The organism is Acidobacteriota bacterium, assembly GCA_016196035.1.
Classification (GTDB): domain Bacteria; phylum Acidobacteriota; class Blastocatellia; order RBC074; family RBC074; genus JACPYM01.
In genome coordinates this window covers 1-13853 of sequence record JACPYM010000109.1, presented here as the reverse complement: position 1 = coordinate 13853, position 13853 = coordinate 1, and the positions used below count along the sequence as shown (strand labels likewise).

Here is a 13853-nt window from a genome sequence, read left to right as displayed (position 1 = left end):
AGAGGACTCAGCTACGGCAAAACGTAAAGATTGCCAAACTGACGAAAGTGATGATCGAGTGAGATGGCCTGGGTGATGCGCAGCCGTTCCATCACCACCTTGCTGGCGCAATCGGTGAAGCTCCATTGTTTATCGGCGTAGCGGCGAAAGACTTCCCAAGCCGCTCGTATCTCGTCTTCGTCAAGGTAATGAAGCTCGGCAATAGAACCGCTGAAGAACTCCGCGCCCAAGGCCAAAGCCCGCTGACCGTAGCCGCGTGCGCGCAAGAGCGTCAACGTCTCGTCCACTACATAGTCGGTGGTGAATAGCGGTTCCGCAGTCTGGCTGAAACATTGAGCGATGGCGGCGTGGTCTTGATCTGACGGCACGGACATCGCAAACCAAGCGCCGGTGTCCACGAAGATCATGGCTGTTCCTCGCCCTCCTGCCCGCCATAAAGCCCTCCGTATAGAAAGCCGTCGTGGTCACGTCCGGCGTGTTCTTCGCGCGTGACTTCCAGCGGCAGCGCGGCGATGGCCGACAGGATTTCGTAAGGCTGTCGCGCAGGCATCGCCGTCACCACTGTGAGTTCGACACGCGTTCCTTCAGCCCAGTCCAGCGGCTTGAGCGGACGCAATACGCCTTGTTCGAAGACGGCTTCCATTGTGGTAGTCATTTTATCGGCATCCTTTCGTGTTCTTTGCTCGACGGCTCAATCTCGGTTCGCCTCATTTCACCAGCGGCTTGACCAAACGTTCCAGTGCTTCGAGTCGGGCTTTCAGTTCCTGATTCTCCGCCTGTTGGCGTTGCAACTGCGCCTGCAAGCTGGCGGTTTGGGCGTCTTTCTCGCGCACGATCCGGTACAGCCCCTGAATCGCCGCCAAGGCGACGCCCTGCGCATCCACCGGGCAGATGTGTTTGTCGTCTTCCCCGACGGCAAAGGCCGCCGCGAAGTCTTGCGCCATCGGCCCGATGTGGCGGATGGCAGCGTCATTCCACTTGTAGTTCCAGGTTTGGATGGGCAGTTCGGACAAGCGTTGCAGAATCAGCAGCGGGTCGGTGGTCTCGAAGGCTTCTTTGATGGCGCGGTCAGAAGGCACAGGAATGCAGGTGCAGACTTTGTTGCACGTGCATATCGTGCCTCCGCCACCTCCGCCACCGCCACCTCCGCCACCTCCGCCACCTCCGCCACCTCCGGAAGTTGGCAAGTTGAAAGTTCCAGGAACGCAGTTACACGTGCAAACCGCTCCTGGGGGAATAGGTGAGCCACAAGGCAGAGTATAAGTAATGGGTTGATTCGTAATGCTGTCGTATACGTTGAAGATGAGCGCATCATTCGCATTTGACTTGGGGTCAAATAAGAATGTGAGGAAAGATCGCTGTTCCAGATCCCATAAAATGATTACGCCATCACTGTCGCCCGATACCAACATCTTTCCATCAGAACTGATTGCCAATGCCTTGACCTCCCTTCCATTTCCGAGCCCAGCAGCAATATTGCCTAACAACTTACCATCAGGCAAAGACCATAACTTGATCTTATGGAATTTGTCAGCACTAGCCAGCGTCTTTCCATCGGGACTAATGGCTAGTGCTGTGACTCGGTTGTTTTCTTCAGCAATAGTTGCGAGGGGTTTACCTGCCGGCAGAGACCATAATTTGATGCTGTCGTCGCTCCAAGAACTCGAAACAAAGGATTTTCCATCGGAGTTAATTGCCAGCATTGAAACATACTTTTCGTGCCCCTTAATGGTTGCCAGGAGCTTACGTTCCGGTAAGGCCCAAAACTGAATAGCTCCATCATGGAGGCCAACAATCAGTGTCTTTCCATCTGGGGTAATCGCTAAGGAGTGGACTGACGCTTCATTGCTAACCTTAAGCGTGCTCAAAAGTTTATTGCTGGGAACCTGCCAGAACTGAATGATTCCCTTTATGCTGCCTGACGTGAACAATGTCTTTCCATCGGGGCTAAACGCCAGTACCTCCGTCAGCCAATCAGTTTTGAGAGCGGCCAAGAGCTTGCCTTCTGGTAATGCCCATAATTTAGTGGCTACAATCCCACTTGAGGCCAAAATCTTTCCGTCGGGGCTAATTGCCAAGGCCTTACTATCCAACAAGTCTTTACTTTCATGAGTAGCAAGTAGCTTGCCCTCCGGTATTGCCCATATCTTGATCATGCTATCCAGAGAACTGGAGGCTAAAACTTTTCGATCAGGACTTATCACTAAGGCGCGAACGGCTTCACCATGTGCCCTTAGGGTTAAGAAAGGCACGCGCGTTGGCAATACTTTTTTGTCGTTGTTTAAGCCGGATTGTTGCTGACCGCCCGCACTTTGTGCCGTTGCCTTCCCGTCAACCAGTAGCAGCACTGATGCCACTCCTACCCCCACGCCCAGAAATCCGCGCCTTTCCATCTTGGTATCCCAAGGCATCTGTGTTACTGGCACAATCTCCGGCGCTTCTCTGGTTCCATCCGCATACACTCGTGTCAACTCAAATTGCGGTCTTTCGATCTTCATACAAACAACTCCTTTCCTTTCGCAATCGCGTTCTCATCGGCCAAGCGCCCTTCGTGCCAAAACAGCCCGCCCGACGCGGCAATCTTTTCCAGAATCTGATCCTTCGTCAGCTCGCGCGTGATGTGGCAGCGGTCTGAGCCTTGAAACTCTTCAGTGCCGCTGATGGTCAAGGCCTTGTGATAACAATCGCCCGCGCACGACCACTTGGCGAAACAGCCCTGACAGAATTCGCGGTGCTGGACGGCCAGGCCGCGCAGGTTGTTCAGCACAGGCAGATTGAAGCGGTACTTGCCCGCTTCCGGCTCCGGCACGCCGTAAAAGAAGACCTTCGCCCACGGGTTGTCTTCCGCAAAGACTTCGTAACAAGACGACACGTTGCCGTCCGGCGAGAGCGCGAAGCTGTCTTGCGTGATGCCGCAGAAGTGATTGGTCAGCAGTCCCAGGCGCGCGGCGGAATAGCTGATCGCGCGTCCGTGCGCTTGGGCGCGCGCTTGGGCTTCGCGGTAGGCCGCGATGAACTCATCGGTCTCAGCCGAGGGCGCGGTTGTCCAGCGCCCCAATTGATAAGCAGGCTCGACCTGTATGCTCTCGACGTTGAAATTCGCGCAGATGAATTCGATGGAGTCCGGCAGTTGCGCAATCTGATCTCGCGTGACTGTCACCCGCAGACCGTAGGGGAACTTCGCTTTGTCGAAGCGGCGAATCGTGTGCATGACCAAATGGCTGGAGCCTTGCCCCAGCACGGTCAACCGATGTTTGTCGTGCGCCGACGGCAGACCGTCAAACGAGATGTTGACGCTGTGCAGATTGGCGATGATCCAATCAATCTGCGTGTCGCTGAGCACGCCGTTCGAGGCGGAGGCGGCGCGCACTTCCAGGTTCAACGCGGCGGCCTTCTCCCGCGCATACTTGAGCGATTCCGTCATCACGCGCCAGTTGACTGTCGGCTCGCCGCCGCCGTGATAGGCAATCTCAAATTCCGGCAGCCCCTTTTTGACTGCGTTGGCCGCTACGAAATCAATGCCGCGTTTGGCGACATCGAGCGGCATGTGCTTCGTCGGCGTGTCGCCTGCTGAAGCGTAGCAATAGGTGCAACGTAGATTGCAAGCCGTGGTCAGGAACAAGGTGACGGAGGTCGGTTCCGGGTCGCCGCTGAATTCGGTGATGGGCCGTTGTTCCGGCGGCGCGTCGAGGATTTCGAGCCGTCGCAGAAATTCGACCAGCGAGCCGTCGTGGTCAGCGGCTTGATCGAAGCAGCCTGCCTTGAGATCGGCCAGCAGATTCACCACGCTGGCATTGGCGACAAAAGCGGCACGGCGCAACGGCGCATAAACAACGTATCGGTTGTCTTCCAGCGGGATGGTAAACAACTCCGCAGAGATAATCGGGATTGAAGAATTGATGGGCATTGAACCGCCTCCTGGCAATTGACTCGGTACGCGGCGGACTATACAGCGTTGCTTTCGTTACGCCAATCGGAATGGCGTTTTTCTCTCAATATGCTGCGCAGGCAACTTACATCGTAACCCTCGCGGACGTGCGCACGATGCAACCGTCGAGGAAGTACGCGCCGGGCAAGCGCGTCACCGAAAACACCGCTACGAAAGCGCATCTGCGCGCCGTGCTGGATGTGCTGGCGGGGCGGCAGCCAGACAGGGACTTGGACGCGGCCTTGCTCAAACAGATTCCCAACGCGGACAAATTGCGCGCGGCGCGACCCGAAGATTTGATGCTGATCTCGGCGTCGAGTCACGGCTACTCCGACAGCGACGGCATCTTTTATCTCGTCGCCTCGGACAGTGGTACGGCTGACCTCAAGTCGCCGGAGTTCCGCCGCCGTTGCATCTCGTCGGATGAGTTGTCGCGCTGGCTGCGCGACGTAGACGCGGGCGAGTTGGTGCTGATCGTAGACGCCTGCCACTCGGCGGCGGCCATCGAGGGCACCGATTTCAAACCGGGGCCGATGGGCAGCCGCGGCCTGGGGCAGTTGTCGTATGACAAAGGCATGCGCATCCTGACGGCGACGCAAGCCGACAACGTCGCGCTGGAAAAGGGCGGCTTGGGTTTGCTGATGCGCGCGCTGCTGGTGGACGGGCTTACGGCCTGGCAGGCCGATTACAAGCCGCGCGACCATGAAATCCTGCTGACGGAATGGCTGGGCTACGGCGTCGAGCGCGTGCCGCAGTTGTATGCTGAGATGAAAGACGGATGCCTGCGCGGCACCTTCGACCCGCGCGAGTTGGCGGAGGGCAAGACGCAACAACCCGCGCTCTTCGACTTTGCGCGGCGGCGGCGCGAAGTCGTGCTGGCGCGGCAACCGTAATAAGACGGCAATCAATGGTTATGCGCTGATCGGCTGTGCGTCTACGTAGGTACTCACCTCAAGCGGCCTGTAGCACAGGATAAGCGCCAAGACTGCGTCCCATAGCAGTGGCAATTTGCGCTTTCTCTTCATAGCTCAAGCCTAGATCGTCAATGCCGCCGCGCGCCCGCGAAACATGCTGCATGGCGACAATCAGCGTGCCGGGTTCATCGTCGGCCAAGGCGTCGCGCAAGAAATCAGCCGCGTAAGACGCCGGTTTGTTTTTAAGATCAGCTTCGATTATCTCAGCCCATGTAGCTCGCATAACTATTCCTCTTGTTTTTAATCAACCTTGATAAGCGCCTTTTTTATTAGCATGACGTTGATTGAATTTCAGCCCACAGCTTTTTAGCTGCTTGAATGTCTGCATTTTGCTTCGGCTTCGCGCCGCCAAACAGTAACAGGATGATGTGTACTCCGCTGAAGGCGAAGTACACGCGGTAGCCGACGCCATCATCAATTTTCAATTCGTAGACGCCATCACCTAGCGCTTTCCAGCCGATTTCAGGCTTGCCGGGGTTTCCCGCTTCCAAGCGCACCAGACGCTTATTCAATAAGCGTTGCGTCGTGTAGGGCAGCGATTCGCGCCATTTCTCGAAAGCCTCGCCATCATGCACCTCCACTTGTTTTGGCTGACCATCAAACATAAGTCTAGCGCTTTAGCTTGACGCCAGGCACGCTTTTTCGCCGCCTTCCCAGGTACAAGCCAAGACCTCACCATCGCTCCTTTTCATCACACGAGACAAAGATTACTCGCACTCGCTCGAAAAGTCCCGCGCGCGCGCGGTTGTCTTGGCGCGCCAGCCGTAGCGCAATCTGCTTGAGCTTGCTACGGATTGTCGCCGAGGTCGGTTAAGATGCTTGACGCAAATGCGGCACACGACCAACAAACATTCCCCAACGATCACCGAATTGCTCACCGCAGGCGTTTGGTATGCCGAGGGGCACACGCTGCACGTCGCCGAGTTGGTGTTGCACAACGCAGACTTGTTCGACGAGTTGATGGAATGTTTGCTGAGCGCCGACAATGGCACCAGCAAACGCGCGGCGATGGCCTTGGAATTGGTCAGCGAACGGCAGCCCGCCTGGTTCGCGCCGTACAAAGAAATTCTGCTCGACGAATTGGCGGAACAGCCGCGCTGGTATGTGCTCTATCGCATCTGCGCCATCGTGCCGCGCTTGCCGTTGAACCAGCAGGAACGCGCGCGCGCCGCTGAGCGGTTGCGCGAGTTGGCTGACAGTCCGCAGAATGCGCTGAGCGTGAGCGCGCTGACAGGCCTGACGAGGCTGGCATTACGAGACGCCGAGTTGCGCGAAGAGGTGACCTGGCTGGTCGAACAGAAAATGCGCACTGGCACGAAGGGGATGCAAGCGCGCTGCCGCCATTTGTTGCCGCAGCTTTACGGCGCGAAAGCTTGATGCAACATCGCGCGGTTGTGGCGTTCACCCTGCAACTGTAGACCTCAAGGAAATTGAACCACGAAGAAACGAAGCGGACGAAGAGAAGACAAGCAACTTTTCAGTATATCTTCCCAACCGCTTCGTGCTCTTCGTCGCTTCGTGGTGAAAATCTCTTCCTGATGTTTATTGCAGCGCCCGCACGGGCTAATTTCATCACGAACGGAATTTAGTTTTATGTCTTTCTACAAAACGATTGTTTCTCTCTTGCTGCTCACCGGCTTGGCGCTGCTCGGTGGTGCGCAAACGCCGGACAAAGCCAAAACATCCGCGCCACAGACGCCGCCGCCCGCCAAACCGGCTGCGCCAGGCAAGGTGCGCTTGGCTGACAAGGTTGATCCGACGCTGGCCGATGTCAACACCAACATCGGCGTGGACAAACGCGTGATCGTGATGATGGCCGCGCTGAATGTGGCGGGCTACGATTACGAATCGGGCAATCGCCCGTTGAATGAGTGGCGGCGTCTGATTCGTGAGGATTTGAAAGACCTGAATCCTTCTGTCGTGCGACGGATGCGCGACCACTTGCTGGCGCATCGCAAAGGGCGCGCCGATGTCGTGACGGTTGCCTCATACCTGAGTCTGGCGCTGACGCTGACCGAACCGCCGGCCTTCACGATTGACGTGCCGGCTGACCGGTTGCCGGACGACGTGCGCGAGATCACTGATTTCGCGCTGCTGCTCGAAGAGTTTTACCGCGAAGCCGGCTTCACCAAACTGCTGCCGAAATACGTCGAGGCGTACATGAAAACTGCCGCGACCTATCCGCAAATGGCGGGCGCCGCGATTGGTACGACGCTGGCGTATCTGCACACCGAGCCGATCCTGGAATTGCCGCCGCTCTATGTCGTGCGCCGCTCGGAAGCGGAGTTGAAAGTGCTGATGGCCGTGAAGGAAAAGGAAGAGAAGGAAAAAGAGAAAAACCTGCCCAAAGGTGCGAAACCCAAAACCGACGATGAGCGCAAAGAAGCCGCGCGCCGGGCGGCCTTAAAAGATTTGGCGGGTGATAACACCAATCGCCTGCGCCGCTTTTACATCATTCCCGATCTGCTCAACGCCACGGGCACGGCCAATTTGCGCATCGTGCGCGACGATTACTTTTTGTTGCTGGGACCGACCAGCGAACCGAATGTGGATGCGATGCGGCGCGCGTTTCTGAACTTCGTGCTTGACCCATTGGCCGAAAAACAGGTCAAGGAAGTGCGCGCCATCGCGACGCCGCTCAAGCAATTGATGGAAACGCGCGGCGATAAACTGGATCAGGAATACGCCAGCCGCAGTGCCTATTTCCTCATTACCGATTCGCTGGTGCGCGCGACCGATGCGCGCATGGCGGCGCTGGGACTGGCGACGCGGCGGCAGTTGAAAGAAGACGAAGCGCTTTATGAATTGAGTCTGGGCTATGAACACGGCGCGGTCTTGGTCTTCAATTTTTATGAAAAGATGAAGGCCTATGAACCAGTCGGCGTGAACATTCGCGATTATTACGGCGACCTGTTGGCGAACATCGAATTCGACAAAGAGGCCAAGCGGCTGGACGAATACGCGCAACGTTTCGCGCGTTTGAAGCAGGCCCGGCTCGAAGCCGCCAGCGCGCCTGTGCCGCCGCCCACGATTTCCAATGCCGACGAGGGATTGATTGCGCGCTTGAGAGAAGCCGACCAGATGATTCGCGCGCGCAAATACGCCGACGCCAAGGCCGTGCTTGACGCCGCCAAAAAAGAGCGCCCCAACAACGCCCGCGTGCTCTTCGGCCTGGCCGAAGTCACCAGCAAACAGGCCAGCACGCTGACTGACAGCAGCGAACTCGAAGTCGAACTTTACGCCGCCGTCGAGCTTTACAAACAAGCTGCCGAAAGCGCTTCGCCCGAGACGGAAAAGTGGCTGGCGCAACGCGCCTATGTCGCGGCGGGCAAGATTCTCGACTTCATCGCCGAGGCGCAAACGGCGGCGGACAAAGCCGACGACGCGGCCAAGAATTCGGCGGATGCGCTGGCGGCCTACGAACTGGCGCTCAAACTGGGCAAGGTCGAAGGCGGCGCGTATGACGAAGCAGTGAAGGCGAAAGAGCAGCGCGCAGGGAAGCCGAAGAATTGACACACCGGTTAGCCGAATGAAGCATGAAAGTACGAGAGGTGATAAGACTGATTGAGCAGGATGGCTGGTATTGGGTAAGAACCAGAGGTAGTCATCACCAATACAAACATCCGGCAAAATCAGGCTTGGTCACGATTCCCGGCAAGCCTGGTGATGAACTCGCGCCAGGCACATTGAACAACATTCTCAAACAGGCAGGATTGAAAGTATGAAGAAGTATTTGATCGTCATCGAAAGGACCAGCACCGGCTATTCGGCTTATTCGCCAGACGTGCCGGGATGCGCTTCGACGGGCGCCACGCGCGCTGAGGTTGAGCGTAACTTTCAAGAGGCGCTGGAATTTCATCTGGAAGGGATGCAATTGGAAGGTTATGCGCTTCCAGAACCAAGCAGCTCTTCCGCTTATATCGAAATCGCCGCGTGAATTCGCGGGCGGAAGCTGGCGATTTAATGTTTATCCCGCTAACTTTTCGCCCAAAGTCTCAAACTCCTGTGCTATGCTCCGCCGCGTTGGCAATCACCCAAAAGCAGATTCGGCTTCTCACACTCTCCCGCGCGAATCTTTACTTTATTGCCGCACAGTACGACCCACTTAATTTTTTAACTCATTGATGCCCCCATTCGCATTTTGAACGCACGGCTTTTGCTCGGTGGAGGAATGTCCGTGGTGCTGTTGCTTTTGGTCTGCGTTGCGAAATGCCGGATGGAGATGTGCCCTGACTGCCCTTTTTCCTCTACCTGAACCGGTTCTTTCACCGAACCTGAAATCAATTCATTGAAGCCGCCGCTGAAATCCTATCGCTACGGCTGGGCGAAGCTCTGCCTTGCCTAACCGCAGCCAATGTGAGCGCGCGTCTTCAGCTAACAAACAGAGGAGCTTTATGAAACGACTTGTCTTTTGTCATGCGCTGCCGCGCGGGCGCCGTGCGGTTCCGCGTGGCCTGGCGGCGTGTTTGTGCGCGGCGCTCTTGCTGGGACAACTGGCCGCTGTGACCGCGTTGGGTCAAACCACGACGCCGCCCGCCGAAGCGGATGGCGTGCGGTTTTTAGAACAGGCCACCTGGGGGCCAACCGATGCGCAGATCGCGCGCGTGCAAAGCCTGGGCTTTGAGGCGTGGTTGCGCGAACAATTCAGCGCGCCGGTGACGGGTTATCCAAATCTGGCCGTGCCGCCCGCCAATCAATGCGACGGCTGTCCGGCGGGCAGCCCGGCAACATGTGTGCGCGACACTTACACGATGTATCCGTTGCAGGTGCGCTTCTTTCAGAACGCGCTGAACGGGCCGGATCAATTGCGCCAGCGCATGGCCTTTGCGCTGCACGAAATTCTGGTCGTTTCGGCCAACACGGTTTCGCAACCGTGGGCGCAGGCGCAATACCTGAACATTCTGTTTAACAACGCGCTGGGCAATTACCGCGACATCCTGCAACAGATCACGCTCAATCCGGCGATGGGCGATTATCTGGATATGGTTAACAACGCCAAGCCTAATCCGCGCACTGGCGTCGAACCCAACGAGAACTATGGCCGCGAGGTGCTACAGCTGTTCTCGGTCGGCACGGTACTGCTTAATCCGGACGGCAGCGTGAAAAAAGACAACGCGGGCAATCCGATTCCCACCTACACGCAAGAGACCATCGAAGGCTTTGCGTTCACCTTCACCGGCTGGACTTATGCGCCCTTGCCGGGCGCGGTGTCGAAATGGAAAAACCCGCGCAATTACGTGGCGCCGATGATTCTCTATCGCAACGCGCAAGGCGTGGACGAACAGCACGCCAAGACGGCCAAGACGCTGTTGCAATATCCCAACGCGCGTTTCCCGCAACTGCCCGCTGATCAAACCGGCGAGCAGGATTTGCAGCAGGCGTTGGACAACATCTTTTATCACCCGAACGTCGGCCCGTTCCTCGCAACGCGGCTGATTCACTCGCTCGTCACCAGCAACCCTTCGCCCGGTTATGTGCAGCGCGTCGCGGCGGCCTTCAACAACAACGGCGCGGGCGTGCGCGGCGACCTGAAAGCCGTCGTGCGCGCCATTCTGCTCGACAGCGAAGCGCGCGGCGTGGTCAAGACTGATGCGAAGTACGGCAAGTTGCGCGAGCCGCTGCAATTCGTCACGAACGTTTTGCGGGCTTTCAATGCGGCCAGCGATGGCGCGATGGCGAGTGCGGCGCGTGGGATGAGCCAGAGCCTGTTTGTCCCGCCCACGGTGTTCAGCTACTTCCCGGCGGAATACATCGTGCCGGGCACGACCGTTTACGGGCCGGAGTTCGGCATTCAATCCACCTCAACCGCAGTGGCGCACGCCAACTTCGTCAACAAGGCCGTCTTTGGCCGCTTTGGCGAAGCCGCGCCTGCCGGGACGCAGTTGAATCTGGATGCTTGCATCGCGCTGGCCGCGAATCCCAACGCGTTGCTCGACAAGCTGAACCGCTTGTTGTTGCACGGGACGATGTCCGCCGCGATGCGCACAGAAATCCTGAACGCCATCAACGCCGTTGCTGCGACCGATCTGAAGCGGCGCGCACAAACGGCCATCTATCTGGTCGCGGCTTCGTCGCAATATCAAGTGCAGAGATAACAGGGGGTGAACACGATGAACAATTCACGCAGAAACTTTTTACGCAATACGGGCTGCGGCCTGAGCGCGGCGGCGCTCGTGTCGAGCTTCGCCAAACTGGAACAACTCGGCGTCGCCAGCGCGGCGGTGCAGCAAAAAGCCGCTGATTACAAAGCGCTGGTTTGCATCTTCCTCTACGGCGGCAATGACGCCAATAACATGGTCATTCCGTTTACGAACTACGCCGCTTACAACACCGTGCGCAGTTCCGCTTCGGGCATCAACATTCCGCAGGCGAATCTGTTGCAGATCAATGCGCCCAGTCACAGCGCGGCTTTTGGCCTGCATCCGAACATGCCCGAATTGCAGACGCTCTATAACCAGCAAAAGCTGGCCGTGCTCTGCAACGTCGGCACGCTGGTGCGCCCGTTGACCAAGAGCGATTTTCAAGGCGGCGCGCCGCGTCCTGGCAATCTGTTTTCGCACAACGACCAGCAAGACCAATGGCAATCGTCGCTCTCGCAAGGGCCGGGCAACGGTTCAACCGGCTGGGGCGGACGCACCGCCGATCAGACCAACGCGCTGAACGGCGGCAGCTTTTTCCCGATGGAAATTTCGGTGGCGGGCACGACGCTCTTTACCAACGGCGTCACGCAACGTCCGCTGGTGCCGGGCAGCGGCGGCAGCGCGTTGGCGGGTTTTTCGGATTCTGTGGCGAACAAGGCACGCTATCAGGCGTTGCGCAATCTGTTGAATCAGGACAACGCCCACGCGCTGGTGGGTGCGAACAACGCCGTGTTGCGCGCCGGAATTGACAACATCAACACGCTCAATCAGGCGCTGAATGGCGTGACACTGACGACGGCTTTTCCGGGTAGCGGGTTGGGCAATCAACTGCGGCAGATCGCCCAGATCATCAAAGCCCGCGCGAGCATCGGGTTGCAACGCCAAATCTTCTTCGCTTCGATTGGCGGTTTCGACACGCACAACGGTGAACTGGCCGCGCACGTCAACCTATACACGGAAGTGAGCCAGGCGATGAAGGCGTTTTATGACGCGACGGTTGAACTCGGCATCGCGAATGGCGTGACGGCGTTCACGCTTTCCGATTTCGGGCGCACCTTCCAACCGGCGGCGGGGGCGGGCACCGACCACGCCTGGGGCAGCCATCACCTGATAATGGGCGGGGCAGTGCGCGGCGGCGACTTTTACGGACGCTTCCCCACGCTGCAACTGAACGGGCCGGATGATTCCAGCAGCGAGGGCCGCTGGATTCCGACGACCTCGGTGGATCAGTATGGCGCGACGCTGGCGCAATGGTTCGGCTTGCCTTCGACGGCGGTGGCTGGGGTCTTTCCGAACATCGTGAATTTCGCCAGCCGGAATCTGGGCTTTGTGATCTGACGTGATGGTCGGAACGATTGACGGAAAGTAGTAATGCGGGCGGTGCGAGATGGCAAATCGTGCCGCCTTTTTCTAATCAGGCAAGCCAAATTAGAAGCAGGCTCGCGGTCACTGTTTTAATCAAGAAATAAACCGTTTCTTGTTAGTTAGTTGCGTGAAAATGAAAAAAAAGATACTTGACGGCCAAGGGTTGACTGGACTATTTTGCCTGCGGCTTTGATGCTCCTATGTTAGTTGCCTCAGCATCAAAGTCGCCCCCTAACACATCATTGAATCAGTAACAAAATAGTTATCAGCACAGCCCGGTTTTCTATTTTTTGGCTACCGCACAACGCTTTCTTCGTAACAGCCGGGAGTAAGTAGAAATTGTTCTGTCTTCACGACCGGCCTTGACCCCAAAAGAAAGCCCCGTTACCACATTGCGGTAATAACAGGGCCTGCTTAACAACTTCCCCTTCACCAAAAGGAGAACGGGATTATGTTACTTAGCGGGACACATCCTAACTCCAAAAGGTGGATGGGAGCAACCATCTGAGGAGATAATTCAATGAGAAACGTGCAAAAAGTTTTCGTGATCTTCTGTCTGTTGTTTGTGGCGGCTCTCGCGGTGTCTACCGTGCGCCACGACCGCCAGGCGTGCGCCGCAAAACACCACGCTGGAATATGCGTTCAGCAGCAACGGCATCATGCTCGGCTTAGAGCCTTCGCCGTTACAGTTTGTGCAAGCCGCGCGCAATGGCGTCAGCGTGCCGGTCAATGGCAGTTTCAATGCTGACCTTGACTTGCTCACCAATGTCGCCTTGCGGGTGAAGAACACCTCAGACGCTGACATCAAGTCGGCTAAATTGATCGTGGGCTTCATTGACACAAAGTCGAATCGCATTGTGGCGCAAATCTGTGGTGCGCCGCTTAAAGGTGTACCCGCCGGTGCCGAACAGACAGTAGCGGTGCTGGCCAATAACTCGGCGAGTTTCCGCAAAACGGTCGCTGATTTAGGCGGCACGGTGCGTGTGCTGGTGCGGGTTGATCTGGTGGAACTGGCTAACGCCACGAGTTGGAAGTATGGCTTGATTCACCGGCAAGACCCGAATGATCCCAATCACTGGGTGCCAATTGCTGCAAATCGGATTGGTCAACTCACAGGTCAGTTCAAGGCGCAACCTGCCAGCTTCCGTCCAGGAGCCGAGCTCTTTGGTTGTGGGTGCTTTCACGGGTATCAAACAGGCTCACATTACTGTGCACCGTGCAACTGTGATTTGTACGATGAAAACTGGAATTCAGTAAATAATGGCATTGGCCCAGCGGAATATGGTGATGTCCCGACTGGTTGTAATGGCCATACTCCGGCAGAGTGCGATCCTTGCACGAAAATCTCCTTTATCTCGCCTTCCTGCTAATAGCTCGCAGGCGTGAGTAACTAAGTGGGCGCGCAGTTCTTTGCGCGCCCACTTAGATTTGTTACTTCAGTAAGTC

The 13853-nt window shown here is 57.0% G+C and carries 14 protein-coding genes; 8 read left to right on the top strand and 6 right to left on the bottom strand.

The features are described from left to right. Window positions 1-11: 11 nt before the first annotated feature. Genes HY011_30840 through HY011_30825 form a run of 4 tightly spaced genes read right to left on the bottom strand, consistent with a single transcriptional unit; the run spans window position 12 to window position 3907 of the window. The gene (locus HY011_30840) at window positions 12-407 is read right to left on the bottom strand and encodes a type II toxin-antitoxin system VapC family toxin (GenBank protein ID MBI3427346.1); all 396 of its coding nucleotides are present in this window, start codon (window positions 405-407) and stop codon (window positions 12-14) included. Beyond that, window positions 404-655: an antitoxin family protein gene (locus HY011_30835; protein MBI3427345.1), complete on the bottom strand. Its 252-nt coding sequence runs from the start codon at window positions 653-655 to the stop codon at window positions 404-406. Before HY011_30835 ends, HY011_30840 begins: the two co-directional genes overlap by 4 nt. Window positions 656-707: 52 nt before the next feature. Continuing rightward, a complete protein-coding gene (locus tag HY011_30830) occupies window positions 708-2498 on the bottom strand; it encodes a tail fiber domain-containing protein (GenBank protein ID MBI3427344.1) in 1791 nt (596 codons plus the stop codon). After that, complete coding sequence (locus tag HY011_30825; GenBank protein MBI3427343.1) at window positions 2495-3907, bottom strand: radical SAM protein; 1413 nt, start codon at window positions 3905-3907, stop codon at window positions 2495-2497. The genes HY011_30830 and HY011_30825 overlap by 4 nt, the downstream gene beginning before the upstream one ends. Before the next feature lie 71 nt (window positions 3908-3978). Here HY011_30825 and HY011_30820 point away from each other — a divergent pair, with 71 nt between their 5' ends. After that, window positions 3979-4821: a hypothetical protein gene (locus tag HY011_30820; GenBank protein ID MBI3427342.1), complete on the top strand. Its 843-nt coding sequence runs from the start codon at window positions 3979-3981 to the stop codon at window positions 4819-4821. A gap of 58 nt (window positions 4822-4879) precedes the next feature. Here the strand turns inward: HY011_30820 and HY011_30815 are convergent, their stop codons facing one another. Further along, window positions 4880-5125 carry a hypothetical protein gene (locus tag HY011_30815; protein MBI3427341.1) on the bottom strand — a complete coding sequence of 82 codons (246 nt, stop codon included), beginning with the start codon at window positions 5123-5125 and terminating at the stop codon, window positions 4880-4882. Window positions 5126-5171: 46 nt separating this feature from the next. Further along, the gene (locus HY011_30810) at window positions 5172-5507 is read right to left on the bottom strand and encodes a type II toxin-antitoxin system RelE/ParE family toxin (GenBank protein MBI3427340.1); all 336 of its coding nucleotides are present in this window, start codon (window positions 5505-5507) and stop codon (window positions 5172-5174) included. Window positions 5508-5730: 223 nt separating this feature from the next. On the opposite strand from HY011_30810, the gene HY011_30805 reads away from it, so the two are divergent. The 7 genes from HY011_30805 (at window position 5731) to HY011_30775 (ending at window position 13777) form a co-directional block, all read left to right on the top strand. Next, entirely contained in the window at window positions 5731-6279 is a 549-nt protein-coding gene (locus HY011_30805) for a hypothetical protein (GenBank protein ID MBI3427339.1), read from the top strand. A gap of 216 nt (window positions 6280-6495) precedes the next feature. Further along, window positions 6496-8415, top strand: coding sequence for a hypothetical protein (locus HY011_30800; GenBank protein ID MBI3427338.1), 1920 nt, complete (start codon window positions 6496-6498; stop codon window positions 8413-8415). A gap of 23 nt (window positions 8416-8438) precedes the next feature. Continuing rightward, window positions 8439-8627 carry a type II toxin-antitoxin system HicA family toxin gene (locus tag HY011_30795; GenBank protein MBI3427337.1) on the top strand — a complete coding sequence of 63 codons (189 nt, stop codon included), beginning with the start codon at window positions 8439-8441 and terminating at the stop codon, window positions 8625-8627. Beyond that, window positions 8624-8839 (top strand): type II toxin-antitoxin system HicB family antitoxin, encoded by a 216-nt coding sequence (locus tag HY011_30790; protein MBI3427336.1) that lies wholly within the window; start codon window positions 8624-8626, stop codon window positions 8837-8839. Before HY011_30795 ends, HY011_30790 begins: the two co-directional genes overlap by 4 nt. 457 nt (window positions 8840-9296) lie before the next feature. Continuing rightward, window positions 9297-10997: a DUF1800 domain-containing protein gene (locus HY011_30785; protein MBI3427335.1), complete on the top strand. Its 1701-nt coding sequence runs from the start codon at window positions 9297-9299 to the stop codon at window positions 10995-10997. Between the two features lie 15 nt (window positions 10998-11012). Further along, window positions 11013-12380 (top strand): DUF1501 domain-containing protein, encoded by a 1368-nt coding sequence (locus HY011_30780; protein ID MBI3427334.1) that lies wholly within the window; start codon window positions 11013-11015, stop codon window positions 12378-12380. 746 nt (window positions 12381-13126) lie between these two features. Then, entirely contained in the window at window positions 13127-13777 is a 651-nt protein-coding gene (locus tag HY011_30775; GenBank protein MBI3427333.1) for a hypothetical protein, read from the top strand. Window positions 13778-13853 lie beyond the last annotated feature (76 nt).

Bases quoted from the DNA above. Each gene is read 5' to 3' on its own strand.
- HY011_30840 (MBI3427346.1), bottom strand. From the start codon at position 407: ATGATCTTCGTGGACACCGGCGCTTGGTTTGCGATGTCCGTGCCGTCA.
- HY011_30835 (MBI3427345.1), bottom strand. From the start codon at position 655: ATGACTACCACAATGGAAGCCGTCTTCGAACAAGGCGTATTGCGTCCG.
- HY011_30830 (MBI3427344.1), bottom strand. From the start codon at position 2,498: ATGAAGATCGAAAGACCGCAATTTGAGTTGACACGAGTGTATGCGGAT.
- HY011_30825 (MBI3427343.1), bottom strand. From the start codon at position 3,907: ATGCCCATCAATTCTTCAATCCCGATTATCTCTGCGGAGTTGTTTACC.
- HY011_30820 (MBI3427342.1), top strand. From the start codon at position 3,979: ATGGCGTTTTTCTCTCAATATGCTGCGCAGGCAACTTACATCGTAACC.
- HY011_30815 (MBI3427341.1), bottom strand. From the start codon at position 5,125: ATGCGAGCTACATGGGCTGAGATAATCGAAGCTGATCTTAAAAACAAA.
- HY011_30810 (MBI3427340.1), bottom strand. From the start codon at position 5,507: ATGTTTGATGGTCAGCCAAAACAAGTGGAGGTGCATGATGGCGAGGCT.
- HY011_30805 (MBI3427339.1), top strand. From the start codon at position 5,731: ATGCGGCACACGACCAACAAACATTCCCCAACGATCACCGAATTGCTC.
- HY011_30800 (MBI3427338.1), top strand. From the start codon at position 6,496: ATGTCTTTCTACAAAACGATTGTTTCTCTCTTGCTGCTCACCGGCTTG.
- HY011_30795 (MBI3427337.1), top strand. From the start codon at position 8,439: ATGAAAGTACGAGAGGTGATAAGACTGATTGAGCAGGATGGCTGGTAT.
- HY011_30790 (MBI3427336.1), top strand. From the start codon at position 8,624: ATGAAGAAGTATTTGATCGTCATCGAAAGGACCAGCACCGGCTATTCG.
- HY011_30785 (MBI3427335.1), top strand. From the start codon at position 9,297: ATGAAACGACTTGTCTTTTGTCATGCGCTGCCGCGCGGGCGCCGTGCG.
- HY011_30780 (MBI3427334.1), top strand. From the start codon at position 11,013: ATGAACAATTCACGCAGAAACTTTTTACGCAATACGGGCTGCGGCCTG.